We start from the raw sequence: 23819 nt of genomic DNA, 5'->3' as shown, positions 1-23819 counted from the left end.
CCTCCCACGGAGGCGGGTTTCTGCTGTCAGAAGCCTTGCGGGGCAAAGGGATTGCCGACATCAGCCGCGAGGATCCGGGGCGGATTCTCGCGGCTGATGGGGTGTCGTTCAGGCGGCGGGGTCGGCTGCGGCCGCACCACCGGTCATGGTGGTGCGGGTCACGGGCCCGTACCACCCGCACGGCAGTTCGCAGGTGGCCACCACGTGGCGTTCGATGTCGCCGTCGAGGGACTTGCGTATCGTCTCCGCCGCGCCGGCGGGATAGCCACAGCGCGGGCATTTGCCGTAGTAGTCGAGGATCGGACGGACGCTGATCTGAATGGTCGGATGCACGGTGTGTCCTTCAGCCGGTCTCAGTCGAGGAAGAGGTCGAGCGTCGGGCTGTCGCCGCCGCCATAGCGCGACAGGTCCTCGACGCCGGACGCGGTGAGAACCTCCGCGTCGATGTAGCAGTTCCCGCTGGCCGCGCGGGCGGGTCGGGACAGGATGTCGATCGCCGCGTCGGCCATGATCTCGGGGCTGCGCGACGACGAGAGCAGATTGTCACCGTCGGCCATGTTCGCGACCGCCGAGGTAGCGATATAGGTCTGGGGCCACAGGCAATTCACGGCGATGCCCGCGTCGGCGAACTCGGCGGCCCAGCCCAGCGAGAGCAGGGTCATGCCGTATTTGGACAGCGTGTAGGCGGGGTGGGCGCCGAGCCAGCGCGGGTTCATGTTCACCGGCGGCGACACGGTGAGCACGTGCGGGTTCGCCGAGGCGCGCAGGTGCGGCAGGCAGGCCTTGGTGAGCAGGAAGGTGCCGCGCAGGTTGATCTCCTGCATCAGGTCGTACTTCTTGGCCGAGAGGCTCTCGGTCGGTTCGACGCCGATCGCACTGGCGTTGTTCACGCAGATGTCGATGCCGCCGAACCGTTCGACGGCGGTCTCGACAGCGCGCGCCACGTCGGCTTCGTTGCGCACGTCGCCGACCACGGCGACCGCCTTGCCGCCCGCGGCCTCCACCTCGGCCACCGCGGTGTGCACGGTGCCGGGTAGCCGGGGGTGCGGCTGCGAGGTCTTGGCCAGCAGCACCAGATTCGCCCCGCGCCGCGCGGCGGCCAGCGCGATGGCCAAACCGATCCCGCGGGAGCCGCCGGAGATGACCAGGGTGCGGTCGGTGAGTACGGCGTTCTCGCTGGACATCGGTCTCCTCAGTGCTGGTCCCCGCCGCGGATCGAAGCGGCATTCCCTTTCGATGGTATTGGCATTCTCATTTTTTGCAAGTACCGTAATCACTGATGAACGATCCGATACAAACCTCGTCCGGCATCCCGCTCTCGCCGGTCTACGGACCCGCGGACCTGGCCGCCGCACCGCCCGCACCGGGCGGTTTCCCATTCACGCGCGGCAACTTCGCCTCCGGTTACCGGGGTCGGTTGTGGACGTTTCGCCAATACTCCGGTTTCGGAACGGCGGAGGAGTCCAATCGTCGATACCGATATCTGCTCGACCAGGGCGGAACCGGGTTGTCGGTCGCGCTCGACCTACCGACCCAATGTGGTTACGACTCCGACGATCCGGAAGTGACCGAGGAGGTCGGTCGCGTCGGCGTCGCGGTGGACACCCTCGCCGACGCCGAGATCCTGTTCGACGGCATGCCGCTGGACAAGATCAGCACCAGCTTCACGATCAACGGCACCGCCGCGATCCTGCTGGCGCTCTACGTGGCGGCCGCCGAGAAGAAGGGCGTGCCGCGCGAGAAGCTCACCGGCACGATCCAGAACGATATTCTCAAGGAATACGCCTCGCGCGGCACCTGGATCTGGCCGCCGGAACCGTCGCTGCGGCTGATCGCCGACACCATCGAATTCTGTGCGGCCGAAGTGCCGAGATTCAACGCGATCTCGGTGGCGGGTGCGCACTTTCGTGATGCCGGCGCCAACGCGGTGCAGGAGATGGCGTTCACTCTCGCCGACGGTGTCACCTACTGCGACACCGTGATCGAACGCGGCCGGATGACGATCGACCAGTTCGCGCCGCAGATCTCGTTCTTCTTCTACACCCACGGTGACTTCTTCGAGGAGATCGCCAAATACCGTGCGGGACGCCGACGCTGGGCGACGATCGTGCGCGAACGCTACGGGGCCACCACCGACAAGGCCTCGATGTTCCGCTTCGGCTGTGTCGCGGGCGGCGCCTCGCTGTACGCGCCACAGGCCCAGAACAACCTGGTGCGGGTGGCCTACGAGTCGATGGCGTCGGTGCTGGGCGGAGTGCAGTCGATGTTCACCGCGGCCTGGGACGAGCCGTTCGCGTTGCCGAGCGAGGAGTCCGCCACGCTCGCGCTGCGGACCCAGCAGATCCTGGCCTACGAAACCGGAGTCACCCGGGTCGCCGACCCGCTCGGTGGTTCCTACTTCGTCGAGGCGCTCACCGACGCGACCGAGGCTCGCATCATCGAGATCATGGACGACCTCGAGCGCCACGGCGGCATGGTCCGTTCGATCGAGGACGGCTACCTGCAGGGTCTGATCGCCGATGAGGCCTACCAGTTGCACAAGGACGTCGAGGCCGGCACCAAACCGGTCGTCGGGGTGAACCGGTTCGTCTCCGACGAGCCCGCGCCCGAGATCGCGACCTACGAACTCGACGCCGAGGGCCGCGACCTGCAACTGAAGCGTCTCGCCAGGGTGAAAGCCGAACGCGATCCGGTGGCCGTTCGGTCCTGCCTCACCGCCTTGTCCACCGCCGCCGAAGGAAACGAGAACCTGATGCACTACCTGATCGCGTGCGCGAACGCGTACTGCACGGTGGGGGAGATGACCGCCGCGCTCAAGGGCGTGTGGGGCGAGTTCCAGCAGCCGGTGGTGTTCTGATGAGCGCCCGTGTGCTCGTCGCCAAACCCGGTCTCGACGGCCATGATCGCGGGGCCAAGATCGTCGCTCGCGCGCTGCGCGACGCCGGTTTCGAAGTGATCTTCACCGGCATCCGCCAGCGCATCGAGGACATCGTGTCGATCGCGCTGCAGGAGGATGTCGCCGTCGTGGGGCTGAGCATTCTCTCGGGTGCCCACGTCTCGCTGACCACGCGCACCGTCGAGGCGTTGCGCGCGGCGGGCGCGGGCGATATCGCCGTGATCGTCGGCGGCACCATTCCCCAGTCCGATGTCGCGCGGCTGCTCGAAGTCGGCGCGGCGGCGGTGTTCCCGACGGGCACCTCGCTCGACACCCTCGTCACCGAGATCCGGGCGCTCACCAATACCCCGTCCCCGACCTGAGCGTCGGGTCGGTCGCAGCGGCGCTGACCACCGTGGTCGCGCGAAAAGTAGTGGAAGACGGAGGAATTCGTGCGTATCGGAGTGATGATCGGGCCCGAGAAGGGCGATGCGGCCCGCAAACTGTCCCGGATGCTCGACGACATCGCGTGGGCCGAGTCGGCGGGCCTGGACACCGCGTGGATACCCCAGATCCCGACCGATTTCGACGCGCTGATCACCATCGCGCTGATGGGACAGGTGACCACCCGGATCGAGTTGGGCACCGCCGTGGTGCCGCTGCAGGCCCAGCACCCCATCGCCCTGGCCAGGCAGGCGCTGTCGGCGCAGGCCGCGGCGGGCGGACGGCTGGCGCTGGGTATCGGTCCCTCGCACCACTGGATCGTGGCGGACATGCTCGGGCTGCCCTACGAGAAACCGGCCGCGTACACCGCGGACTATCTCGAGGTGCTGAACGCGGGACTGCGCGGGCCCGGCACGGTAGACGTCGAGAACTCGACGTTCACGGTGCACAATCCGCTCGACCTCGGGCCGGTGGCCCCGGTGCCGGTGCTGGTCGCCGCGCTCGGTCCGGTGATGCTGCGCATCGCCGGCGAACAGGCCGACGGGACCATTCTCTGGATGGCCGACGAGCGCGCGGTGGGAGCCCATGTCGTGCCGCGCATCACGAAGGCGGCGGCCGAGGCGGGCCGTCCCGCGCCGCGTGTGGTCGCCGGTCTGCCGGTCTGTCTGTGCCGTCCCTCCGAGGTCGCCGAAGCCAAGGCCAGAGCGAACCGCATTCTCGGCGAAGCCGAGGTCTCACCGAACTACCAGCGGTTGCTCGAAACCGGCGACGCCCGCGACATCGGTGACATCTGCGTCGCCGGTGACGAGAGCGCGATCGCCGAGGGGCTGCGCCGATACGGCGACGCCGGGGCCACCGATCTGTCGGTGCGCCTGCTGCCCATCGGCGACACCCGCGACGAACTGGTCGCCTCCAAACGGCGCACCAGGGAGATGATCGCCGCGCTGGCAAAGGACTTACGGTGATCGGGGCGCGAGGCGAGAGCTTCCAGCTCTCGCGTGCTCGCGGCGCGCGGGGCGGGTCAGCGACCGGACCGCTGGCAGGCATCCGGATTCTCGAGGTCGGCACCATGCTGGCGGGGCCGTACGCCACCATGATGCTCGCCGATCTCGGCGCCGAGGTCACCAAGGTGGAACCGGCGGGCGGCGACATCTCACGGCAGGTGAGTGACAGCTACTTCGCCAGCCTCAACCGGGGCAAGCGCAGCATCAGCATCGACCTGAACACCGCGCGGGGCCAGGACCAGCTAGGGGAGCTGGCGGCGAATGCGCATGCGCTGCTGGTGAATCTGAAGCCGTCGGCGATCCACCGGCTCGGCTTGACCTACGAAGCACTACGCCGGTGGAACGAGCGCATCGTCTGTGTCGCGATCACCGGATTCGGTTTGGACGCCGGTGACGACCCGGCCTTCGACTACGTTATCCAGGCGGCCACCGGCATCGCGGCGCTCACCGGCGATCCCGCCGGCCCGCCGACGCTGCCCGGCTACTCCTCGGCCGACAACTCCACCGGATTGACCGCGGCGCTGGGTCTGCTCGCGCAGATCGTGTCCGGCGAGGGCGGCCAGGTGGAGGTGTCGCTGCGCGATGTGATGCTCTCGCAGCTGAACTACCACGCCTCGGCCTACCTCAACGACGGCACGGCGCCGCAGCGGCGCCCGTTCGGGGCGCACACGTATTACGTTCCCGCGCAGATGTTTCCGACCGCCGAGGGGTATCTGGCGCTGTTCATCACCCACGACGGATTCTGGCGGCGCTTCGCCGGGGAAGCGGCGGTGGCGGGGTTCGAGACGATGGTCGAGCGCGCGAGCCGGCGTGAGGAGGTGCTCGCGGCGGTTACCACCGCGCTCGCGGCCGACACCGCGGTGGGCTGGGAATCGCGGCTGCGACCACTCGGCATCCCGGCCGCGGCTGTCCGGACGCTGCCCGAGGCGCTGGAGGCGACGCCGGAGGCGCTGGTGCAGGCGGGGCCACATCGACTGGTGGGCAGTCCGATTCGGATCGCCGGGTACGAGCCCACCTATGGTCCGCCACCGCGTTTGGGCGAGCACAACATCTGATCACTCATCCGAGCCAGGGGGAGCCGGACCCCGGGACCTGTTCAGGTCCCGGGGTCCGTCGGCGCGCGCCGGGCGCTCACTCGTAGCGCACGGTGGTCTCGGCCGTGTCGGGAATCGCCTGGCAGGTGAGCACGTAGCCCTCGGCGACCTCGTCGTCGGTGAGCGCGTCGTTGACGCGCATCGTCGCCGAACCCTGGGTGAGCACGGCCATGCAGGTCGCGCAGTTTCCCGATTCGCAGGAGAACGGCGGGGTGAGGCCGCCGCGTCGCGCGCTCTCCAACAGCGTCTCGCCCGCATTGCGTGGCACGGTCACCTTCTTGCGGCCGAGGATGACGGTGACCGTGCCCGCGGTGGCGGCGAGCTCCGGCGTGGCGGTGGGTTCCGGTTCGGCTACCGCGACAACCGGTTCGGCCGCGCCGAAGCGCTCACTGAAGATCGCGCCCGGACCCGGCAGCGCTTCCTCCACCATCGCCATGAACGCCTCCGGCCCACAGATGTAGCTGTCGGCCGCGGCGTCGTCGCCGACGAAGGCGCGCACGGCGGCCGGATCGAGCAACCCGCTGTCGGCATCCAGATGCCGGAGCACCTCGAGCCGGGTGGGATAGCGCGCGACCAGTTCCTCGAGGGTGGCATCGAAGATCGCCGACGCCCGGTCACGGTCGACACACAGCAGACGCACCCGACGATCGGTCGTGGCCAGCGCGCTCTTGGCCAGCGACAGGACCGGGGTGATGCCGCTGCCGCCGGAGAAGCCGAGCAGGGGGCGCTCGCTCTCGCGCAGACAGAATTTGCCCGCCGGCCTGCTCATCTCGATCACATCCCCCTCGCTGAGGTTGTCGATCAGCCAGTTCGACACCCGGCCGCCGACGACCCGCTTGACCGTTGTCATGAGCTCGGTGTCGGTTTCGGGCGCGCTCGACATGGAGTACGACCGGAACAGCTCGACATCGTCGACGCGCACCCGGAACGTGCAGAACTGGCCGGCGACATAGGACACCGCGCCCTCGTGTGGAGCGAGGACGAAGGTGCGGGCGTCGGCTGTCTCCTTGATGATCCGGGTCACCGTCGCGCGTTGGAACAGGGGAGTTCTCGCCATGGACTGGCTCCTTCTGGTATGAAGATTCTTATGGAAAGAGAATACTATTCTCTCTTGCAAGATGGGATCTTCTCAGTCCCGGCCGCGGAGGCGAGATGAACGACCGGATCGCACTCAGTTTCGATGAGCGGCATTACACGCTCAGCGAGTTGGACGGGCTCACCGCTGGCTTGGCCGAAGCCCTGATCGAACGCGGTGTGCGCCAGGGGGATCGGGTCGCGCTGATGTCGTCGAACCGGCCGGAGTTCGTGCTCGCGGTGCGCGCGATCTGGCTGGCCGGCGGCGCGGTGGTGCTCATCAGCCCGGCGTGGAAGCGCGGTGATGTCGAGCACGCGCTGGCCGTCACCGAGCCCGCCTACGCCATCGGTGACCAGCCGGTGCTGGCCGAGCTGATGCCCACGCTCTCGCTCGACGCCCCGATCACGCCCAGCACCGCCACCTTCGCCGAACCGGTGCCATCCGAGGACGCCGTGCTCGTCTTCAGTTCGGGCACAACGGGATTGCCGAAGGCGGTGCGCCACACGCACGCGTCGTTCGCGGCCGCGGTGGAGCACTGGCGGGTGGCGCTCGGCTTCACCGGCGACGACCGGATTCAGATCGTCACCCCGCCCTCGCACATCCTCGGGCTGCTCAATATCGTGCTGGCGCTGCGGACCGGCGCCTGGATGCGCCTGCATCGCCGGTTCGATCTCGATCGGATGCTGCACCACATCGAGGCCGACCGGATCACCGTGGAGATGGCGGTCGCGCCGATCGCGCTGGCGATCGCCTCCCATCCCGACCTCGAGTCCTATGACCTGTCGTCGCTGCGCTACATCATGTGGGGCGCGACGCCGGTGACGCCGAGCGTCGCCGAGACCGTCACGCGCCGAACCGGCGTCGCGTGGGTGCCCGCCTACGGCGCCAGCGAACTGCCGGTGATCGCCTGCAATCCGCTCGAGGGCGCACGCCTCGACAGCGTGGGGCGCCCGGTGCCCGGCGTCGAGATCCGGGTGGTCTCCACGACCTCCGGCGAGGAGGTCGAAACCGGCGATACCGGCGAGATCCAGGCTCGCTCCGCGTCGTCGATGGCCGGATACCTCCCCGACGACGCGACCGCGGCGGCCTACGCCGACGGCTGGTACCGCACCGGCGATGTCGGCTATCTCGACGACGACGGCTGGTTGCGACTGACCGACCGGCTCAAGGAGATGATCAAGGTGCGCGGATTCCAAGTGGCGCCCGCCGAGGTGGAAGCCGTCCTGCACGGCCACCCGGCCGTGGCCGACTGCGCGGTCTTCGGTGTCCCCGATCCGGCCGACGGCGAGGTGATCGTCGCCGCCGTCACCACCACGGGCTCGGTCGACGCCGACGAACTCATAGAGCTGGTCGGCACCCGGCTGGCCTCCTACAAGCGGCCGCGCCGAGTGGTGTTCGTGCCCGAAATCCCGCGCCTGCCCTCCGGCAAGGTGCTGCGCCGAGTACTGAAGGAGAGCCATGGACGTCCGGCTGACCTCTGAACAGCGACAGCTGCGCGACGCCGCTGCGAAACTGGCCGACGACCTCGGCCCCGGCTCGGTCAGCGACCTGGCCGACGAACAGCGGATCGCCCGGCTCGAGAAGACGGTCGCCAGCACCGGCTGGCGAGCCCTGCGCTCCGACGGCGCCTCCGGCGTCGAAGTGGCCATCGTCGCCGAGGAATTCGGCCGCGGGCTCGTCGACGTGCCGTTCCTCGGTCCACTTCTCGCCGACGACCTCTGGTCGCCCCCCGAATCGGTACCGCACTGGACCGTCGCCGTCGACGACCGCGCGATCGACGCGCGGGGCGCCCGCCAGGCCCTGATCGTGCGAGGCGAGTCGATGCTGGCCAGCGCGGTCGCCACCGCGACGACCGGCGCCGATCAGACCCGGGCCGAGGCCGCGCTCACCGGCGTTCCGAAACTGCTCGGCGAGCTGTCCCCGGCGCAGGTCACCCAGTGGCGAGCGCTGGCGCTCGTGAGCACCTGCGCCGATCTGGTCGGCACCGCGCGCGGTGCGCACGCACTGGCCACCGACTACGCGAAAGTCCGTGCGCAATACGGCAAGACGATCGGTTCCTATCAGGCCGTCGCCCATCTGCTCGCGGAGAGTCTCGCGCTGATCGAGGGCTCGGTGAGCGTGCTGCGCCACGCCGCGTGGGCCGTGGACGCGATCGAACCCGAGCGAGCCGTGCAGGCGGCCGTGATCGCCAAACTCTATTGCGCCAGAGCGGCATTGACCGTGTGCGAGACCGCGGTGCAGGTGCACGGCGGAATCGGCAACACCTGGGAGTGCCTGGCGCACGTGTATCTACGGCGGGCGCTGACGTCCACCGAGCTGTTCCCCACGAGCCTGGAGGAGATCGACCGTGGACTTTCGTGATTCGCCCGAGGAAGCGGCGTTCCGGGAACGCTTGCGCGAGTGGCTGTCCGGTGTCGCGGGACAGTTCCCGACCTCGGGTGACGAGTACTGGGCCAAGCAGGGCGAGTGGCACCGAGCGCTGCACGCGGCGGGTTTCTTCGGGCTGTCGTGGCCGCGCGAACACGGCGGCCACGAACTGCCCCCGGTCTACGACGTCATCCTCGACGAGGAGCTCGCCCTGGCCGGCGCGCCACCGCGGCCCAGCCTGGGCTATCTGATCCAGGGTCTGGGCAGGCACGCCGGCAAGCAACTGCAACAGCGCTTCCTGCCCGGCATGATCGACGGGACGCAGCGCTGGTGCCAGGGGTTCAGCGAGCCGGACGCGGGTTCGGACCTGGCCGCGCTGCGGACCACGGCCACCCGTGAGGGCGATTCCTATGTGCTGCACGGGCACAAGATCTGGACGAGCTATTCCGACGTCGCGGACTGGTGCCTGCTGCTGGCCCGCACCGACTCCGAAGTGCCACGGCACAAGGGCATCTCGGCCTTCGTGGTGTCGATGAAACAACCCGGCGTGCAGCAGCGGCCGCTGCGCATGATGAGCGGGATCACCACCGAATTCGGCCAGGTGGCCTTCGACGGCGCGGTCGTGCCCGCCGATCAGATGGTCGGATCGCCCGGCGACGGCTGGAAATTGGCGATGACGGTGGTCGGGCACGAGCGCGAACCCTCCACGCTCGGCTACGCGGCCCGCTACGGCAAGCTGGTGCGCCAGATGGCGGCCCGGACCTCGGGCCCGCTGCCCGCCGAGCTGGCCTGGGCCGCCGTGCAGACCGAGATGCTGCGCCTGCACGTGCGCCGGCGACTGTCCGAACAACTCGACGGCGTCTCGCACGGCCCGGAGGGTTCGCTCGACAAACTGCTCATGACCTGGGTGGAACAGTCGGTCGGCCACGCCGCGCTCACCGTCGGCGGCACCCGCGATCCCGAACTGCTCAGCGCCTACCTCTACAGCCGCGCGCAGAGCGTCATGGGCGGGACGTCACAGATTCAGAAGAACATCATCGCCTCGCGCATTCTCGGATTGGGAGCCTGACCATGTACGACCTGCCTGCCGAAATCGACGTCCGCGCCGAAGGTCCGCTGCGGATCATCACGCTGAATCGGCCCGACGCGCTCAACGCGGTCAACGACGACCTGCACACCGGGCTCGCGCAGCTGTGGCCGCGCCTGAGCGAGGACCGGGAAGCCCGCGTCGCGGTGCTCACCGGCAGCGGCAAGGCCTTCTCGGCCGGCGGCGACTTCGCCTACCTGGCCGAGCTGAGCCGCGACGCGGACCTGCGCGCCAAGACGATCGCGCACGGGCGCGACCTCGTGCTCGGCATGGCGCGCTGCCGGATTCCGGTGATCGCGGCGGTCAACGGACCCGCCGTCGGCCTCGGGTGCAGCCTGGTCTCGCTCAGCGACATCGTCTACATCGCCGAGACCGCCTACCTCGCCGACCCGCACGTGCAGGTGGGCCTGGTCGCCGCCGACGGCGGCCCGCTCACCTGGCCGCTGCACACCAGCCTGCTCTTCGCCAAGGAGTACGCGCTCACCGGCGCGCGCATCCCGGCCGAACGGGCCAGGGAGATGGGCCTGGTCAACCACGTCGTCGCCGACCCGGTGGCCGAGGCGCTGGCCTGCGCCAAGCGCATCCTGGAACTGCCTCGCCAGGCCGTCGAGAGCACGAAGCGACTGCTCAACCTGCACCTGGAACGGGCGGTGCTGGCCAGTCTCGACTACGCGACCACCGCCGAGGAGATCTCGTTCCAGACCGCGGATTTCCACGCCACCATCGAGCGGCTCACCGCGGGCAAGAAGTAGCCGGACCGGACACTCGGGAGCCGTCGATGAACACTGGCCTGTCCGACGACATCGCCGAATTGATCGCCATGGCGCGCGCGGGTTCGATCCGCGCGGCCGGGCGGTTGCTGAGCCTGGTCGAGAGCGATCGCCGCGAACAGGTGCTCGCCCACCTCGATCCGGCCCCGGTGCGTGTGATCGGGCTGACCGGGCCGCCGGGCGCGGGCAAGTCCACCACCATCGCGGTCCTGGTGACCGGTTACCGCGCGCGCGGGCAGCGGGTGGCGGTGCTCGCCGTCGACCCGTCCTCGCCCTACAGTGGCGGCGCGCTGCTCGGCGACCGCATCCGGATGGCGGCGCACATCGACGACCCCGACGTCCTGATCCGCTCGGTGGCCACCCGCGGGCACCTGGGCGGCCTGGCCGCCGCCGTGCCCGCCGCGATCCGGCTGCTCGGCGCGCTCGGCTACGGCCTGGTCCTGTTGGAGACGGTGGGGGTGGGCCAGTCCGAGATCGAGATCGCCGCGGTCGCCGACCCGACCGTGGTCATCCTCAATCCCGGTGCGGGCGACGCGATTCAGGCCGCCAAAGCCGGGCTGCTCGAGGTGGCCGACATCCTCGTCGTCAACAAGGCCGACCGCGACGGCGCCGAGCAGACCGCGCGCGAACTCCACATCGAAACCGGCCTACCCATCCTCACCCTGGTCGCCTCACGCGGCACCGGGGTGGAGGAGCTGATCGAAGCGATCGAGACCTACCACCGGGCCGACACCGCCGCGCGCGGCACAGCCCGCGCGCGGGCACAGATCCTGTCGCTCGCGCAGTCACGGCTGCGCGGTCATCCCAGCCTCGGCGAGCTGGCCGCCGCCGTCGCGTCCGGCGACCGCGACCCCTACACCGCCGCGGATCAGTTGCTGGCGGAGATGACACCCTAGAACCCGCAGATCCGATCTCCACTACCGTCGACGGTACGACAGCCTCTGTCGATGCTGGTTGCTTCGCCGCGCGCAGGGTTCCTCGAGCGAGGCTTACCCGAGTTTCGGCTGAGGCGATTGGCCGGTGGCAGGCATCGACCGATCCGGGGTCACGGCGCCGCGAGCGGTGAGCTGCGGCGTCAACTAGGAGGGATAGTAAGCCCTTTCAGTGAACAGCTGCCTCTATGGAGTCCTGGTGATTCCATAGGGTGCATAGCTGCCGTGTAGCGTGCCGCGAGCGTCTCGATGGCGGCCCCTAGCTCGGGCGCGTGGCCTGCCTCTAGACGAAAATCGAGGTCCATCGCGGCGAGGTATGCCGCGAGCAGTTGCGGGCTTTGTGCGCCGGCTTCTAGCGCGCTGGTGTGCGGATTGATCGGTTCAACCGTCCAGATGCCGGTAGGTATGCGCGCTGCGACGGTTTCGGCAGGCGCGTCGACGATCACTCGGGCGGTGTAGTTCCACAGCGCGGCCATCCGTCCGCGGGTCACGAATGTCGCGAGATCGCGCGCGGGGAGGTCTCTGGCGGTGAATCGGGGCCCGGTCGGTGTCTTCGGTGAGATTCGGTCGAGGCGGTAGCTGCGCCAGTCCTGGCGATCGAGGTCGTAGCCGACGAGATACCACCGGCCGCCGCAGTGCACCAACCGGTACGGTTCGACACGACGCTCGCTGGCTCTGTCGTGCCGATCGGTGTAGTCGAAGCGGAGCACTTCGTTGCGCTCGACAGTCGCGGCGACGTCCCGGAAAATACTGGGTTCCACCGGATCTCGAGAGTTCGGTATGGCCTCAGCAACCGCGCTGATCGTGTGGAGCCGGTGACGCAGCTGGGGCGGGAGTAGCTGCTGGAGTTTGGTGGCCGCGCGGGCCGCGTCTTCGCCGATACCGACCACACCGGCACCGACGGCGGTGCGCAGAGCTACGGCTACCGCGATGGCCTCGTCGTCGTCGAGTTGCAGAGGTGGCAGTCTCGCGCCGGCGCGGAGTCGATACCCGCCTGCCACACCGGAAACAGCGTCGACCTGATAGTCGAGCCGCCGCAGGCGTGCGATGTCGGCACGGATCGTGCGGGTATTCACGCCCAGACGCGACGCCAGCTCAGCCCCGGTCCACAGCCGCTGGGTTTGTAGGAGCCCGAGTAGCCGCAGCAGCCGGACACTGGTATCGACCATGGTCACCAGCGTCTCATTTATTGCGGAGCGATTCGTGCCGCGATCGATGCCACCGTTACCGACATGACTACTTCGACACATCCATCCGCCATGCCGTTCCGACCGCTGGCGGGGCGAGGCGCCCTGGTCACCGGAGGATCGCGCGGCATCGGCCGCGCGATCACCAACCGGTTGGCCGCAGACGGCGCCACCGTGGTGTTCACCTACGCCACGAGCTCCGACGCCGCCGACACGCTGGTCGCCGAGAACACCGAATCGAACGGGCAAGTATCGGCCGTGCAGGTCGATCTCGCCGACCCCGACCAGGTCACTGCTGGGTTCGCTGCGGCGGACGAGGTGTTTCGGGCCGCGGGCGTCGGGCTCGACATTCTCGTGGCCAACGCCGGTGTGTTCACCAGCGCACCACTGGCTGAGGCGACTCTCGACGAGTGGGATCGGGTGATGGCCGTCAACGCCCGAGGCACATTCCTGACCCTTGCTCAGGCAACGCCGCGACTGCGTGACAACGGCCGGGTCATCACCGTCTCCACTGTCGGCACCCATTGGCCGAGCGCTGGGGAAGCGATCTACGCGGCCAGCAAAGCTGCCGTCGAGCAGCTCACCCGCGTCGCGTCCCGCGAGCTCGGGCACAAAGGCATCACGGCCAACACCATCTCGCTCGGCCCGACTGATACCGATCTGCTGCGTGCCAGCGCGAATCCAGGCGCCGTGGAGGGGGCCGCTGCGATGACCGCACTCGGTCGCATCGGCCAACCTACCGATATCGCCGACCTCGTGGCGCTCCTCGTTCACCCTGACAGCCGCTGGGTCACCGGCCAGAACATCCGCGCCGACGGCGGATTGACCTGACCGAATACCCGGGTGTGCCGCTGAATTCCGTCTGGGGGGTGGACGACTTCGCGTTGCTGCGTGGCCATAACTACGGCACCGTGTTGATCGACTGTGAGACGGGCGCACCACTGAAGTTTTTGCCAGGCAGAGACGCTCAGACCCTGGCGAATTGGCTGACCACGCACCCGGGGTAGAGGTGGTATGCCGAGACGGCTCCGGGTCGTACGCCGAAGGTGTTCGTCTCGGTGCCCCCGGCGCGATACAGGTCGCGGACAGGTTCAGCCTCTGGCAGAACCTGGGAATCGAACCTCCATTGGAGTTGCGCTAGATTCGAGCAAAGGTGACCTTCGCATGAGCGACCAGAACACGACCGAGTTGGCGCAATACATCACTGACATGGTGCCAGCCATGATGGCCGAGATACGGCCCCGCCTGGTAGAAGCCGCGCTGACCGGGCACCGATCGGAGACTGAGAATATCCGCCACGAGGACAATTTCCTGTCGGAGTACGACTTGTGGATGCACGGACGCTACAAGGAACTTCTCTCCGTGTACTTACCGTCGTTCATATACGCATCAGAAGAGGCTGATCCGCAAGTTGTTGGAAGCGACCCGGAACCAGATTTGTGCATCCTCGTCGATCCGCTGGATACCAGCGAATTGGCCGTTCGATCCCTGCATGGTTACACCCATATCATGGTCTACTCGCGATCTCTGAAACGGCCCGTCATTGCGGTAGTCGGCGATATTTTTCATCATGTCCAGCTATACGCGGCCATGCGAGAACCGGATGGCGCCGATAGTGCGTTCATGGTCACTGCAAGCGGCGACCGCCATGCACTGAACCAGCCTTCGCGCGCCCGGCTTCCCCAAGCGCTGGTCACGAACTACCTGATGCGTCCAGAGGAACGATTTCGCCCTCTGGCAAAGCAACAACAATTCTTCGATGCACTGAGCGCGGCATCGGCGGACGGAAAAAGGAGAGGGCGAATCGGGGTTGATTTCGGCTCTGTCAGTTTGTGCCACGTCGCTGCCGGATTCACCGATGCAACGGTGGAATTCGCCAAGGGATTTGCCGTCTGGGATCTGTCACCCGGACATTATATTTTGCACGCAGCCGGGGGCGTGACGATCGATCTCGATGGTGATCCGATCCCGCTGGACTGCGGCCTCAACAGCACAGCGGAGATCAACCAGACGATGGGTACGCGCCGAAAGTTCATCGCGGCCGGCAATCGAGTCCTCGCAGAGGAGATACGCGAAACCATGCAGCGGTGACAGCGGCTGTTGCTGTGATCTGGCGTGGTCTCGACTACCCGCGCTGTGCGGCGGGCTGGGCCGAGATCGCTTCGGCCGCTTCGGCGCCGAAGCGGACGAGGGCTTCCTGGGCGAAGGAGGCGACGAGTTCGCCTGCGACGGTGAGGACGTCGCCTCGGCCGAAGGAGCGGCCGTGTGCCAGGACCGGGCTGTGCTGGCGCAGCAGTAGCCAGTCGTTGGTGCGGAACGGGCGGTGGAACCACAGGGTGTGGGCGGTGACGGCGGAGTTGAACGTGGTGCCGTTGCCGCGCTGGCTGATGCCCTCGAGTGGGCGCAGGGCGGTGCCGATGAGGTTCAGGTCGGTGGCGTAGGCGGCCAGCGCGGCGGACAGGTTGGCGTCGACGGCGGGCGTGCGCATCCAGAACTCGTACTCGGGCAGGGCGGCGGTGGTGGCGTTGAGATCGTCGAAAGCTCTTGTCTCCCAGGGGAGCAGGTCGAAGGTGACGCGGTATTCCGGATCGAGCAGCGCGGGGACGTCCTCGATGTGCTGGAATTGCGGGCCGTCCTCGTCGACGTGCATGGATACGGCGGCGGTGGCGATGACGCGCCCGGACTGCCTGGCGACGATCGCGAGGGTGGCGAACGAGCGGCCTTCGTGCTGGCGGGTCACCTCGTAGCGCAGCGGTGCGTCGTAGCCGCCTTCCTTGGCGAAGAGGGTGTGGATCGACTTGACCGATTTGTCCGGGCAGGCGAGTTCGGCGGCGCGAACGAATTGCCCCAGGATCTGGCCGCCGAAGAGCCTGCGATAGTTCAGCGGCAGGTGGGGTCCTTCGAACACGGTCGTGGCAGGGCCGAGGTCGGTGGCGCCGTCGTCGGGCGGCGACACACCCAGATCCAGGCTGGCGAGCAGGCTGTTCCAGAGATCGGTCATAGTCGAAATATCCTATTCTACCTGAAAGAGAATTATGTTCTCACGGTGCCGGTGACGCCCGCGGCGCAGAACTCCCAGACTTCCTCGGCGGTGATCGGGCGCGCTGCCAGGTCGTCCTGGCCGCCGCTGGACTGGGCGGTGAACATCACGGTCTGCATCGTCATGGCGGCCACCCGGCGGGGATTGAGGCCGGGGCGCAGCGTCCCCGCCGACGCGGCGTCGGTCACCAGGTCGACGAAGAGCGCGAGTAGTGGTGCGTGCGCGACTTTCACATGGGCGGGATGAGTGACCAGCAGGCGCGGCGCGAAGTCGGTGAACAGCGGGTGGCGATCCCGGGGATCGGACCGGCACAGCGAGAACAGCAGCTGTACTGCGACTCCGAGCCGGGTCAGCGGATCGTCCTCCTCGGCCGCCGCGAGGCGGATCTGCTCGGCCGTGCGCAGCAGCGCGTCTTCGAACAGGGCGAGCAGCAGTTCGTGCTTGCCGTCGAATTGCAGATAGAAGCTGCGCAGCGACTGGCGCGACCGCTCCACCACCTCCTGCACGGTGAAATCGGTGCTGCCGTTCTCGGAGATGATCGCCTGGGCCGCTTCGAGGAAGCGCTGCACCCGCTGTTCGGCCCGCAACCGGGTGGACTTGATCGACCGTTCCACCGCGCGTTGTTTCCAGGCGGGTTCCGCGCGCTCACTCATAGCTGCACCAGCCGCGCGGCCGTGCCCGAAGCGCGCGCGATGGCGCCCGCCTCGCGGACCAGTTCGCGGGAACTGCCGAGCAGTCCGTCCAGGACCAGCACCCGGCGGATGTGGCGATGCAGATCGTGTTCGGCGGTGAAGCCGATGCCGCCCAGCGTCTGCTGACAGTGCCGCGCGGTGATCAGGGCGGCCCGCCCCGCGGCGGCCTTGGCCAGCAGCGAACCGAGATCGTCGGTGGCCGCGGCTAAGGTGGCCTCGGCGCCCTCGATCGCGACGAAGGTTTCGGCGAGGCGGTGCCGGATCGCCTGGAACGAGGCCACCGGCCGCCCGAACTGCACGCGATCGACGGCGTGGGTGCGGGCGAGGGTCAGCATGGCCCGGCTCGCGCCGGTGAGCCACCAGCCCAGCGCCCGCCGGCCCTCGGCCAGTGGGATCGGCGTCCCCGCCGGGACCGCGCGGATCGGCAGATCGGCGTCCAGGGTAGGGGATCGGTCAGCGCCGGACGCGTCGTCGGCGTGGTCCCAGCGCACCCAGGTCCCCCCGGACCAGGGCAGCGCGACCGGGTCGTCGGCGGACAGTCCGCCCGCCACCCGGATGACGTCGTTGAGCAGCGGCGCGTGCGCGCCGGTCTCGCCGAGCAACCGGAACACCAGGGGGACAGTGGCATCAGGCGCGTCGGTCAGCATCTCCTGCCAGCCCAGGTCGACGAGCGCTGTGTGCAGCTCCGCGCCGGAGGCGTCGCGCATGGTCTTGCGCAGCGTCTGAGCCAGCAGATCGAGTTCGGCAGCATCCACGGTTCACTCTTTCCCCAGGTCGAGCAGTCGACGCGCGATGATGTTGCGTTGGATCTCGGCGGTGCCGCCGTAGATCGTCGCGGCGCGCGAGTACAGGTATTCCGCGCGCCACGGTGAATCGGCGAGCTCGATGACGCCGGGCAGCAGATCGCGGACGGTGTCGAACAGGTGCTGTTCGGCCGTGGCGAGCAGCACCTTGTCGACGGAGGTCTCCGGCCCCAGCTTGCCGCCGGCCGCCAGACGTTCCTGCGTCGCCAGCGAGCGGCAGCGGATGGTGTGCAGGGCCAAGTGGACGGCGCCGAGTTCGGCGTCGTCGTGGCCGGCCCGGTCGTCGTGCGCGGTCTGCTCGAGCAGCTGGTCGAATCGCGTGTAGAGATAAGCGATCCGGTGCCAGAAGCAGGTGGAGCGCTCGTGTGGGAGCAGATCCATCGCGATCCGCCAGCCGTCGCCCGGTCGGCCGAGCATGCGGTCGGCGGGCACGACGACCTCGTCGAAGTACACCTCGGCGAATTCGTCGATGCCGTGCATCGTGCGCAACGGCCGCACGGTGATGCCGGGGGAGTCCATGTCGACGAAGAACGCGGTGATCCCGTCGTGGCCGATTCCGGTGCGGGTCAACAGGACACAGCGCGCCGCGTACTGGGCGAGACTGGTCCACACCTTCTGGCCGGTGATCACCCAGTGATCACCGCGCTGCTCGGCCTTGGTGCTCAGGGACGCGAGATCGCTGCCCGAGCCGGGCTCGGAGAACCCCTGGCACCACTGTTCCCGGCCGCTGAGCAGTCGCGGCACCATTTCCGCTGCCAGCTGCGGGCCGGCGTAGGAGATCATCGTGGGCGCGAGCACCTCGATCATGGAGTAGATGCCGGGCTCGGCGAGGTCGCGGGTCGCGACCTCCTCGCCGAGGATCGCCCGCAGCACCGCCGGTCCGCCGAGACCTCCCACCTCGGCGGGCCAGCCGTACCGCATCCAGTCCGCGTCGAAGAGCGCGCGCCGGACCCTGGCCAGTTGCTCGACCTGTGCGTCGAGCGAATGGTCGGGCCCCGCGGACAGGTCGTTCGCGTCGAGCCAGGACCGCAGACCGGTCCGGAAGTCGGCGCGGTTCACGCACTCGGTCGTTCGAAGGCGTGCGGACGGCCGGAATCGTGGTCGCCGTTGCGACGGATGAACGTCATGGCCCTGGTGCGCAGCCGCCAGCCCGCGTCGGTGCGCGCGTAGGTGTCGCTGTAGTAGCCGATCCGCATGTCGTGGGTCGACTGCTCGATGAAGCACAGCGGCTGGGTGCCGCTGGCGGTGTCGCCGTCGATCTCCAATGCCGGTGTGCCGGTGAGGAACAACCCCTTCGGCGCCGCGGCGACGAGATCGGGGAACTCGTCGAGCGGGTAGGTGTCGCCGAAAGCGCTGTAGTTGCCGTCGGGGGTGAACACCGCGATCAGGCCCTCGATGTCGCCCTTGGTGATGGTGACCGCGTACCGCGCGAGCAGCTGTTCCAGCTCGATCACGTCGTCAATTCTGGACAAAGACTTTTCCGCCTTTCATCACGAACCGCACCCGCTGGGTGACGGTGATGTCGGTGAGTGGGTCGCCGGGAACCGCGATGATGTCGGCGAGCAGACCCTCGGCCAGCCGGCCCCGGTCGGTGACATCGATCAGTTCGGCGGCCGTGGTGGTCGCGGCGCGCAGCACGGCCAACGGGCTCATGCCGCGGTCGACGAGCGCGACCAGCTCGTCGGCGTTGCGGCCGTGCGGGATCGCGGGGGCGTCGGTGCCCACCGCGATCTTCACCCCGGCCTTGTAGGCGGCCAGCACCGAGGTGCGGGCGCGCGGGAACATCTGTGCCGCCTTGGCCTGGAGCTCCGGCGGTGCTTTCGACACGTCCATGGCGTCGGCCAGGCGGGTGGTCGGCACCAGGTAGGTGCCCTTCTCGACCATCAGGGCGATGGCGTCGTCGTCGATCAGGAAGCCGTGTTCGATGCAGTCGATCCCCGCCTCGACCGCGGCGCGCACCGCGTCGGCGCCGTGGGTGTGGGAGGCGACCCGCAACCCGCGCCGGTGCGCCTCGTCGACGATCGCCCGCAGTTCCTCGGACGAATAGTGTTGCGCCCCAGGCGCTCCGGTGAGCGACATGACGCCGCCGGAGACACAGACCTTGATCAGCTGCGCGCCGTGCTTGATCTGGTACCGGACCGCCTTGCGCACCTCATCGACACCGTTGGCGATGCCCTCCTCGATGCTGAGTTCCAGCACGTGCGGGGCGAACGCGGCGAACATCGTCGGATCGAGATGTCCGCCGGTCGGGGTGATCGCGTGCCCGGCGGGCACGATGCGCGGACCGTCGACCCAGCCTGCGTCGATGGCCTTGCCGAGCGCGACGTCGAGCAGATACCCGCCGGTCTTGACGAACAGACCGAGGTTGCGCACGGTCGTGAAACCGGCCCGCAGCGTGCGGCGGGCATTGCCCACCGCACGCAGCATTCGCAGCGGGGGATCATCCTGAACGCTGGAGGCCAGCCCGGTCTCGCCGCGCCCGCCCATCAGGAGGTTGACCTCCATGTCCATCAGGCCGGGCAGCAGGACGGCGTCGCCGAGGTCGATGATCTCGCCCTCGGGTTCGCCGCCGAGGCCGACGATCCGATCACCCTCGATCCGGATGACTCCTGGTCGGACGATCTCGCCGGTGTCGATGTCGAGGTACCCGGCAGCCAACAGCGTCAGCATGATCAGACCACCGGCTCCCGGATGAGGTGGACCATGGCGGCGCCGGAGTCGGGCACCCGCGCCTGCTTCCAGACCTCGACGGGGAAGGACACGTTCACCAGCGACTGCATCAGATGCAGCAGTGCGCGGGCATCCTCGGGCAGGTCGTCGAGCGGGAACTTGTCGCAGTAGGTGATCGCGTCCTCCAGCCGGGGGAACGCCTTGTCGTAGAACTCCTGCATGTCGGGCATGCTCGAGGCGAGACGCTTGGTGTAGCGCTGCGGCTCGGTGGGCAGGACCCAGTCGGAGAACTGCTCCAGATCAGCGAATTCAGCGGGCAGCAGTGGCATCTCGGTACTCCTGAACCTTGTCCTTGGCGACCTTGTGCAGGTGGCGCAGCAAGATCTCCTGGTCGTTGAGGGGGAAATCGGACACGATGCGGGTGGCCAGCATCGTCTGGGTGGCTTCGAGGGTGTTCGCGTCCTGCAGCGCGTACTCCTTGAAGGTGACCGCGGCCAGCTCCTGGCCCAGGCGTTCGCGCGCGGTCTTGGGCGGCACGAAGTACAGGTTCGCCTCGAAGATGTGCTTGTTCACCGCGGTCGGCCAGTAGTGGTAGGTGAGGTACCAGCCGGGCTCCCAGAACAGCAGCGACATGTTCGGGAAGATCTCGAACTCGTCGACGCCCCAGGCCCGGTGGCGGGCGGGGTTGATGCCCTCGGGCAGCTTGTCCAGGCCCTCGATGTCGGGCTTGTCCCACGGTCCGAACAGGCCGCTGCGCAGCACGCGCTCGATCGGCTTGACCATGTTGGGGTCCTTGGGCGGGGCCATGCCGCCCCACGAGGAGATCATCGAGTGCGGGCTCTGCAGCTCGTAGTGCAGCGCCTCGTAACCGGTGCCCGCCAGCTTGTCGGCCTCGTCCTTGACCGCCTGCTTCATGTGCAGGATCGGCGCGTGGTAGAACTCGGCGAACGCGTCGATGAACAGCTTCCAGTTGCTGCCGATCTCGGCGCGGTAGCTGTAGACCTCGGTGAACTCGTGGAACGGGTAGCCTTCGACGCCGGCGACGAGGGTGCCCAGGTACTCGGTGAGCGGCGGGGCGTCCTCGTCGAGGTTGACGAAGATGAAGCCCTCCCATACCTCGCAGCGCACGGTCTTGAGGCCGTAGAGCTGCTTGTCGAGGTCGAAGAACTCCTTCTCCTGCTGGACGAAGTTCACCTCGCCCTCGAGGCTGTAGCGCCAGGCGTGGTACTTGCAGGTGAACTGGCGGCACGTGCCCGAGGTCTCCTCGTTCGGGAAGTCGTCCCAGACCAGCTTGTTGCCGCGGTGGCGGCAGATGTTGTGGAACGCCCGCACGACCTGATCGTTGCCCTTGGCGATGATGAGCGAGGTGCCGACCGAGGGCAGTTCCCTGGTGAAGTAGCTGCCGACCTTCGGAAGTCGTTCGACGCGACCGATATTGAGCCAGGTCTTCTTGAAGATGGCGTTGCGCTCGTCCTCGTAGAAGTCGGGGTCGATGGAGTCGGTGTAGTCCACCGGCTCGGTGCCGAGCTCGGGGTAGTGCTCCGTCCAGCTACCCGCTGTCGGCTTGGTGAAGTGGGCCAAAGGATTACCTTTCCGTGTGTTCGACTTCGACGCCGAAGGTGTTGAAGGCCATGGCCAACATGCCGTAGCCGCCGACCGTGAAGACCAGATCCATGCACTGCCGCTCGTCGAGGTGCGCGCCGAGGGCGGCCCAGGTCGAATCGGACAGGTTCGCTGTGGTGTCGAGTTCGTCGGTCGCGGTGAAGATCACGCGATCGAACTCGTCGGTGGGAGGCCCGCCCTGCGCCGCCGCGATATCGGCGGCGCTCACGCCGGACTCGTGGGCCATCTCCACGTGATGGGCCCACTCGTAGGCGCAGCCGCGTCGATGGGCGACGCGCAGGATCGCCAGTTCGCGTACCCGCGCCGGCAGTGTCGACCGGAACAGCAGGTGCACACCGAGGCTCAGGTAGGCCTTCGTCAGGTCTGGATGGCGGACCAGGGTGGACAGTGCGTTTCCGGCGTCCGCCGGGTTCTGCCGGTCCCGGGGCAGCAGGCCGGACAGGGCGCGCTGAACCTGCTCGTCCCATTGGTCCGCCGGCAGCGGGGGTAGGCGCATCACTGCCTCCTCTCGATTCGGAGAATCACATTCTCGTATTTGAACTGTAAGATTTCCACGGGTTGGGCGGATAGTCAACGGGTCATTGATTCTCGCTGAATGAGAAGCTAGTTTTCATTGAGAGAGAGCGACGTAACCTCAGGAAGGGAGATCCACCATGACCGCAGTGCCACTGCGTCCCGGTGATCAACTCGCCAGCACCGTCTGCGGTACGCGAGTGGTGGTGATCCGGGTACCGGCCAACCGCACGCCCGTGATCACCTGCGGCGCGAGCCCGATGATCCCTGCCGTCAATGCCCCCACGGTCGCCGCGAGTGGTGCGCCGAGCACGGTGATCGGCAAGCGATATGTGGATGTGGCCGAGCACGTCGAGGTGCTGTGCATCGCGGCGGGCGCGGGCTCGTTGAGCTGCGACGGCGAGCCGATGACGGTGAAGGCGGCCAAAGCGCTGCCCGCCTCGGATTGATGGGGGAAGTACGCATGGCCGGTGGGATGAGTTTCGCGCTGAGCGAGGATCAGCAGCTGATCCGCGACTCGGTCGCCGAGCTGATGAAGAAGTTCGACGACAAGTACTGGATGGAGCGCGATCAGGCCCACGAGTTCCCGGCGGCGTTCTACGACACCATCGCCGCGGGCGGCTGGCTCGGCATCACGATTCCGCCGGAGTACGGCGGGCACGGGCTGGGGATCACCGAGGCGTCGATATTGCTCGAGGAGGTCGCCCGCTCCGGCGGTGGGATGAACGCGGCCACCGCGATTCACCTGTCGATCTTCGGCATGCATCCGGTGGTGGTGCACGGATCCGAGGAACTCAAGCGCCGGACCCTGCCCCGCATCGTCAGCGGTGATCTGCACGTGTGTTTCGGGGTCACCGAACCGGGTGCGGGTCTCGACACCACCCGGATCAGTACGTTCGCCCGGCGCGAGGGCGATCACTACGTGGTCAACGGGCGCAAGGTGTGGATCTCCAAAGCCATGGAGTCGGAGAAGATCCTGCTGCTCACGCGCACCACCCGGTACGAGGACGTCGAGAAGAAGACCGACGGCATGACCCTGTTCCTCACCGATCTCGACCGCACCAAGGTCGACATCCGGCCGATCGCGAAAATGGGTCGCAACGCCGTCACCTCGAACGAACTGTTCATCGATGACCTGCGGATTCCGGTCGAGGACCGGGTCGGCGAAGAGGGCATGGGGTTCCGGTACCTGCTGGACGGGCTCAACCCCGAGCGGATGCTGATCGCCGCCGAAGCACTCGGCATCGGCCGGGTCGCGCTGGATCGGGCCGTGCGCTACGCCGGTGACCGCGAGGTCTTCGGCAGGCCGATCGGGATGAACCAGGCCATCCAGTTCCCGCTCGCCGACTCGTTGACCCATCTCGACGCCGCCGAGCTGGTCCTGCGTAAGGCCACCTGGCTCTACGACAACGGCCAACCGTGCGGTCGCGAGGCGAACACCGCCAAGTATCTGTGCGCGGAGGCGGGTTTCACCGCCGCCGATCGCGCGCTGCAAACCCACGGCGGGATGGGTTACGCCGAGGAGTACAACGTCGCCCGCTACTTCCGCGAGGCGCGCGTGATGAAAATCGCGCCGATCAGTCAGGAAATGATCCTGAACTACCTGGGATCGCACACGCTGGGAATGCCGAGGAGCTACTGAA

At 67.8% G+C, this 23819-nt stretch carries 27 protein-coding genes; 14 read left to right on the top strand and 13 right to left on the bottom strand.

Annotation, left to right across the window (positions count from 1 at the left end):
- Positions 1-108 precede the first annotated feature (108 nt).
- Positions 109-333 carry a hypothetical protein gene (locus ACWGCN_RS28490; RefSeq protein WP_378990274.1) on the bottom strand — a complete coding sequence of 75 codons (225 nt, stop codon included), beginning with the start codon at positions 331-333 and terminating at the stop codon, positions 109-111.
- A 20-nt stretch (positions 334-353) separates the two neighbouring features.
- A complete protein-coding gene (locus ACWGCN_RS28485) occupies positions 354-1184 on the bottom strand; it encodes an SDR family oxidoreductase (protein ID WP_452460442.1) in 831 nt (276 codons plus the stop codon).
- 95 nt (positions 1185-1279) lie between these two features.
- Between ACWGCN_RS28485 and ACWGCN_RS28480 the strand changes: the two genes are divergently transcribed.
- The 4 genes from ACWGCN_RS28480 to ACWGCN_RS28465 all read left to right on the top strand — a co-directional run bounded on the left by ACWGCN_RS28480 (position 1280) and on the right by ACWGCN_RS28465 (position 5378).
- On the top strand, positions 1280-2857 hold the full coding sequence (locus ACWGCN_RS28480; RefSeq protein WP_387444564.1) for a methylmalonyl-CoA mutase family protein: 1578 nt from the start codon (positions 1280-1282) through the stop codon (positions 2855-2857).
- Positions 2857-3258, top strand: coding sequence for a cobalamin B12-binding domain-containing protein (locus ACWGCN_RS28475; protein ID WP_067444706.1), 402 nt, complete (start codon positions 2857-2859; stop codon positions 3256-3258). The genes ACWGCN_RS28480 and ACWGCN_RS28475 overlap by 1 nt, the downstream gene beginning before the upstream one ends.
- A 69-nt stretch (positions 3259-3327) precedes the next feature.
- A complete protein-coding gene (locus tag ACWGCN_RS28470; RefSeq protein WP_452460441.1) occupies positions 3328-4284 on the top strand; it encodes an LLM class F420-dependent oxidoreductase in 957 nt (318 codons plus the stop codon).
- 71 nt (positions 4285-4355) lie between these two features.
- Positions 4356-5378, top strand: a complete 1023-nt coding sequence (locus ACWGCN_RS28465) for a CaiB/BaiF CoA transferase family protein (protein ID WP_452460443.1) — start codon at positions 4356-4358, stop codon at positions 5376-5378.
- Positions 5379-5454: 76 nt separating this feature from the next.
- On the opposite strand, the gene ACWGCN_RS28460 is transcribed toward ACWGCN_RS28465, so the two are convergent.
- Positions 5455-6474 carry a 2Fe-2S iron-sulfur cluster-binding protein gene (locus ACWGCN_RS28460; protein ID WP_452460375.1) on the bottom strand — a complete coding sequence of 340 codons (1020 nt, stop codon included), beginning with the start codon at positions 6472-6474 and terminating at the stop codon, positions 5455-5457.
- A 95-nt stretch (positions 6475-6569) separates the two neighbouring features.
- Here ACWGCN_RS28460 and ACWGCN_RS28455 point away from each other — a divergent pair, with 95 nt between their 5' ends.
- The 5 genes from ACWGCN_RS28455 to meaB are packed head-to-tail and all read left to right on the top strand — an operon-like array spanning position 6570 to position 11612.
- Positions 6570-7973: a class I adenylate-forming enzyme family protein gene (locus tag ACWGCN_RS28455; protein ID WP_067444715.1), complete on the top strand. Its 1404-nt coding sequence runs from the start codon at positions 6570-6572 to the stop codon at positions 7971-7973.
- The gene (locus tag ACWGCN_RS28450) at positions 7951-8853 is read left to right on the top strand and encodes an acyl-CoA dehydrogenase family protein (RefSeq protein WP_067445220.1); all 903 of its coding nucleotides are present in this window, start codon (positions 7951-7953) and stop codon (positions 8851-8853) included. The genes ACWGCN_RS28455 and ACWGCN_RS28450 overlap by 23 nt, the downstream gene beginning before the upstream one ends.
- Positions 8840-9928, top strand: coding sequence for an acyl-CoA dehydrogenase family protein (locus ACWGCN_RS28445; RefSeq protein ID WP_379313271.1), 1089 nt, complete (start codon positions 8840-8842; stop codon positions 9926-9928). Before ACWGCN_RS28450 ends, ACWGCN_RS28445 begins: the two co-directional genes overlap by 14 nt.
- A gap of 2 nt (positions 9929-9930) precedes the next feature.
- Complete coding sequence (locus ACWGCN_RS28440) at positions 9931-10698, top strand: enoyl-CoA hydratase/isomerase family protein (RefSeq protein ID WP_067444721.1); 768 nt, start codon at positions 9931-9933, stop codon at positions 10696-10698.
- Positions 10699-10724: 26 nt separating this feature from the next.
- A complete protein-coding gene (gene meaB, locus ACWGCN_RS28435) occupies positions 10725-11612 on the top strand; it encodes a methylmalonyl Co-A mutase-associated GTPase MeaB (protein ID WP_452460376.1) in 888 nt (295 codons plus the stop codon).
- Positions 11613-11791: 179 nt separating this feature from the next.
- Here the strand turns inward: meaB and ACWGCN_RS28430 are convergent, their stop codons facing one another.
- Positions 11792-12817 (bottom strand): helix-turn-helix transcriptional regulator, encoded by a 1026-nt coding sequence (locus ACWGCN_RS28430; RefSeq protein ID WP_452529141.1) that lies wholly within the window; start codon positions 12815-12817, stop codon positions 11792-11794.
- Positions 12818-12880: 63 nt separating this feature from the next.
- On the opposite strand from ACWGCN_RS28430, the gene ACWGCN_RS28425 reads away from it, so the two are divergent.
- The 3 genes from ACWGCN_RS28425 to ACWGCN_RS28415 all read left to right on the top strand — a co-directional run bounded on the left by ACWGCN_RS28425 (position 12881) and on the right by ACWGCN_RS28415 (position 14926).
- Positions 12881-13666 (top strand): SDR family oxidoreductase, encoded by a 786-nt coding sequence (locus ACWGCN_RS28425; RefSeq protein ID WP_452529140.1) that lies wholly within the window; start codon positions 12881-12883, stop codon positions 13664-13666.
- Positions 13667-13680: 14 nt separating this feature from the next.
- Positions 13681-13842: a transposase gene (locus tag ACWGCN_RS28420; protein WP_452459022.1), complete on the top strand. Its 162-nt coding sequence runs from the start codon at positions 13681-13683 to the stop codon at positions 13840-13842.
- A gap of 157 nt (positions 13843-13999) precedes the next feature.
- A complete protein-coding gene (locus ACWGCN_RS28415; RefSeq protein ID WP_452459021.1) occupies positions 14000-14926 on the top strand; it encodes an inositol monophosphatase family protein in 927 nt (308 codons plus the stop codon).
- A gap of 34 nt (positions 14927-14960) precedes the next feature.
- Here the strand turns inward: ACWGCN_RS28415 and ACWGCN_RS28410 are convergent, their stop codons facing one another.
- From ACWGCN_RS28410 to ACWGCN_RS28370, 9 genes are read right to left on the bottom strand one after another with little or no spacing between them, the layout of a single operon-like run.
- The gene (locus ACWGCN_RS28410) at positions 14961-15836 is read right to left on the bottom strand and encodes an acyl-CoA thioesterase (RefSeq protein WP_452459020.1); all 876 of its coding nucleotides are present in this window, start codon (positions 15834-15836) and stop codon (positions 14961-14963) included.
- 32 nt (positions 15837-15868) lie between these two features.
- Positions 15869-16528 (bottom strand): TetR/AcrR family transcriptional regulator, encoded by a 660-nt coding sequence (locus tag ACWGCN_RS28405; protein WP_452459019.1) that lies wholly within the window; start codon positions 16526-16528, stop codon positions 15869-15871.
- Positions 16525-17274, bottom strand: coding sequence for an acyl-CoA dehydrogenase family protein (locus tag ACWGCN_RS28400; RefSeq protein WP_452459024.1), 750 nt, complete (start codon positions 17272-17274; stop codon positions 16525-16527). Before ACWGCN_RS28400 ends, ACWGCN_RS28405 begins: the two co-directional genes overlap by 4 nt.
- Positions 17275-17325: 51 nt before the next feature.
- Entirely contained in the window at positions 17326-18429 is a 1104-nt protein-coding gene (locus tag ACWGCN_RS28395; RefSeq protein WP_378990255.1) for an acyl-CoA dehydrogenase family protein, read from the bottom strand.
- The gene (locus ACWGCN_RS28390; protein WP_378990423.1) at positions 18426-18833 is read right to left on the bottom strand and encodes a nuclear transport factor 2 family protein; all 408 of its coding nucleotides are present in this window, start codon (positions 18831-18833) and stop codon (positions 18426-18428) included. The genes ACWGCN_RS28395 and ACWGCN_RS28390 overlap by 4 nt, the downstream gene beginning before the upstream one ends.
- Positions 18829-20040: a metal-dependent hydrolase family protein gene (locus tag ACWGCN_RS28385; RefSeq protein WP_067444766.1), complete on the bottom strand. Its 1212-nt coding sequence runs from the start codon at positions 20038-20040 to the stop codon at positions 18829-18831. Before ACWGCN_RS28385 ends, ACWGCN_RS28390 begins: the two co-directional genes overlap by 5 nt.
- A 2-nt stretch (positions 20041-20042) precedes the next feature.
- Entirely contained in the window at positions 20043-20369 is a 327-nt protein-coding gene (locus tag ACWGCN_RS28380; RefSeq protein WP_387444603.1) for a hypothetical protein, read from the bottom strand.
- The gene (locus ACWGCN_RS28375; protein ID WP_067444784.1) at positions 20350-21621 is read right to left on the bottom strand and encodes an aromatic ring-hydroxylating oxygenase subunit alpha; all 1272 of its coding nucleotides are present in this window, start codon (positions 21619-21621) and stop codon (positions 20350-20352) included. The genes ACWGCN_RS28380 and ACWGCN_RS28375 overlap by 20 nt, the downstream gene beginning before the upstream one ends.
- Before the next feature lie 4 nt (positions 21622-21625).
- Entirely contained in the window at positions 21626-22159 is a 534-nt protein-coding gene (locus tag ACWGCN_RS28370; RefSeq protein WP_067444787.1) for a carboxymuconolactone decarboxylase family protein, read from the bottom strand.
- 157 nt (positions 22160-22316) lie between these two features.
- Here ACWGCN_RS28370 and ACWGCN_RS28365 point away from each other — a divergent pair, with 157 nt between their 5' ends.
- Positions 22317-22625 carry a hypothetical protein gene (locus ACWGCN_RS28365; RefSeq protein WP_378990252.1) on the top strand — a complete coding sequence of 103 codons (309 nt, stop codon included), beginning with the start codon at positions 22317-22319 and terminating at the stop codon, positions 22623-22625.
- 14 nt (positions 22626-22639) lie between these two features.
- Positions 22640-23818: an acyl-CoA dehydrogenase family protein gene (locus ACWGCN_RS28360; RefSeq protein WP_378990251.1), complete on the top strand. Its 1179-nt coding sequence runs from the start codon at positions 22640-22642 to the stop codon at positions 23816-23818.
- The last annotated feature ends 1 nt before the right edge of the window (position 23819 follow it).

This window comes from Nocardia sp. NPDC055050, assembly GCF_053608345.1.
Note: the sequence above shows the minus strand (reverse complement) of the source record. Positions and strands in the feature narration are given on the sequence as shown.

Bases quoted from the DNA above. Each gene is read 5' to 3' on its own strand.
- ACWGCN_RS28380 (WP_387444603.1), bottom strand. From the start codon at position 20,369: ATGCCACTGCTGCCCGCTGAATTCGCTGATCTGGAGCAGTTCTCCGAC.
- meaB (WP_452460376.1), top strand. From the start codon at position 10,725: ATGAACACTGGCCTGTCCGACGACATCGCCGAATTGATCGCCATGGCG.
- ACWGCN_RS28385 (WP_067444766.1), bottom strand. From the start codon at position 20,040: ATGCTGACGCTGTTGGCTGCCGGGTACCTCGACATCGACACCGGCGAG.
- ACWGCN_RS28360 (WP_378990251.1), top strand. From the start codon at position 22,640: ATGGCCGGTGGGATGAGTTTCGCGCTGAGCGAGGATCAGCAGCTGATC.
- ACWGCN_RS28450 (WP_067445220.1), top strand. From the start codon at position 7,951: ATGGACGTCCGGCTGACCTCTGAACAGCGACAGCTGCGCGACGCCGCT.
- ACWGCN_RS28430 (WP_452529141.1), bottom strand. From the start codon at position 12,817: ATGGTCGATACCAGTGTCCGGCTGCTGCGGCTACTCGGGCTCCTACAA.
- ACWGCN_RS28440 (WP_067444721.1), top strand. From the start codon at position 9,931: ATGTACGACCTGCCTGCCGAAATCGACGTCCGCGCCGAAGGTCCGCTG.
- ACWGCN_RS28365 (WP_378990252.1), top strand. From the start codon at position 22,317: ATGACCGCAGTGCCACTGCGTCCCGGTGATCAACTCGCCAGCACCGTC.
- ACWGCN_RS28485 (WP_452460442.1), bottom strand. From the start codon at position 1,184: ATGTCCAGCGAGAACGCCGTACTCACCGACCGCACCCTGGTCATCTCC.
- ACWGCN_RS28405 (WP_452459019.1), bottom strand. From the start codon at position 16,528: ATGAGTGAGCGCGCGGAACCCGCCTGGAAACAACGCGCGGTGGAACGG.
- ACWGCN_RS28410 (WP_452459020.1), bottom strand. From the start codon at position 15,836: ATGACCGATCTCTGGAACAGCCTGCTCGCCAGCCTGGATCTGGGTGTG.
- ACWGCN_RS28425 (WP_452529140.1), top strand. From the start codon at position 12,881: ATGACTACTTCGACACATCCATCCGCCATGCCGTTCCGACCGCTGGCG.
- ACWGCN_RS28460 (WP_452460375.1), bottom strand. From the start codon at position 6,474: ATGGCGAGAACTCCCCTGTTCCAACGCGCGACGGTGACCCGGATCATC.
- ACWGCN_RS28455 (WP_067444715.1), top strand. From the start codon at position 6,570: ATGAACGACCGGATCGCACTCAGTTTCGATGAGCGGCATTACACGCTC.
- ACWGCN_RS28480 (WP_387444564.1), top strand. From the start codon at position 1,280: ATGAACGATCCGATACAAACCTCGTCCGGCATCCCGCTCTCGCCGGTC.
- ACWGCN_RS28400 (WP_452459024.1), bottom strand. From the start codon at position 17,274: ATGCGCGACGCCTCCGGCGCGGAGCTGCACACAGCGCTCGTCGACCTG.
- ACWGCN_RS28370 (WP_067444787.1), bottom strand. From the start codon at position 22,159: ATGCGCCTACCCCCGCTGCCGGCGGACCAATGGGACGAGCAGGTTCAG.
- ACWGCN_RS28415 (WP_452459021.1), top strand. From the start codon at position 14,000: ATGAGCGACCAGAACACGACCGAGTTGGCGCAATACATCACTGACATG.
- ACWGCN_RS28475 (WP_067444706.1), top strand. From the start codon at position 2,857: ATGAGCGCCCGTGTGCTCGTCGCCAAACCCGGTCTCGACGGCCATGAT.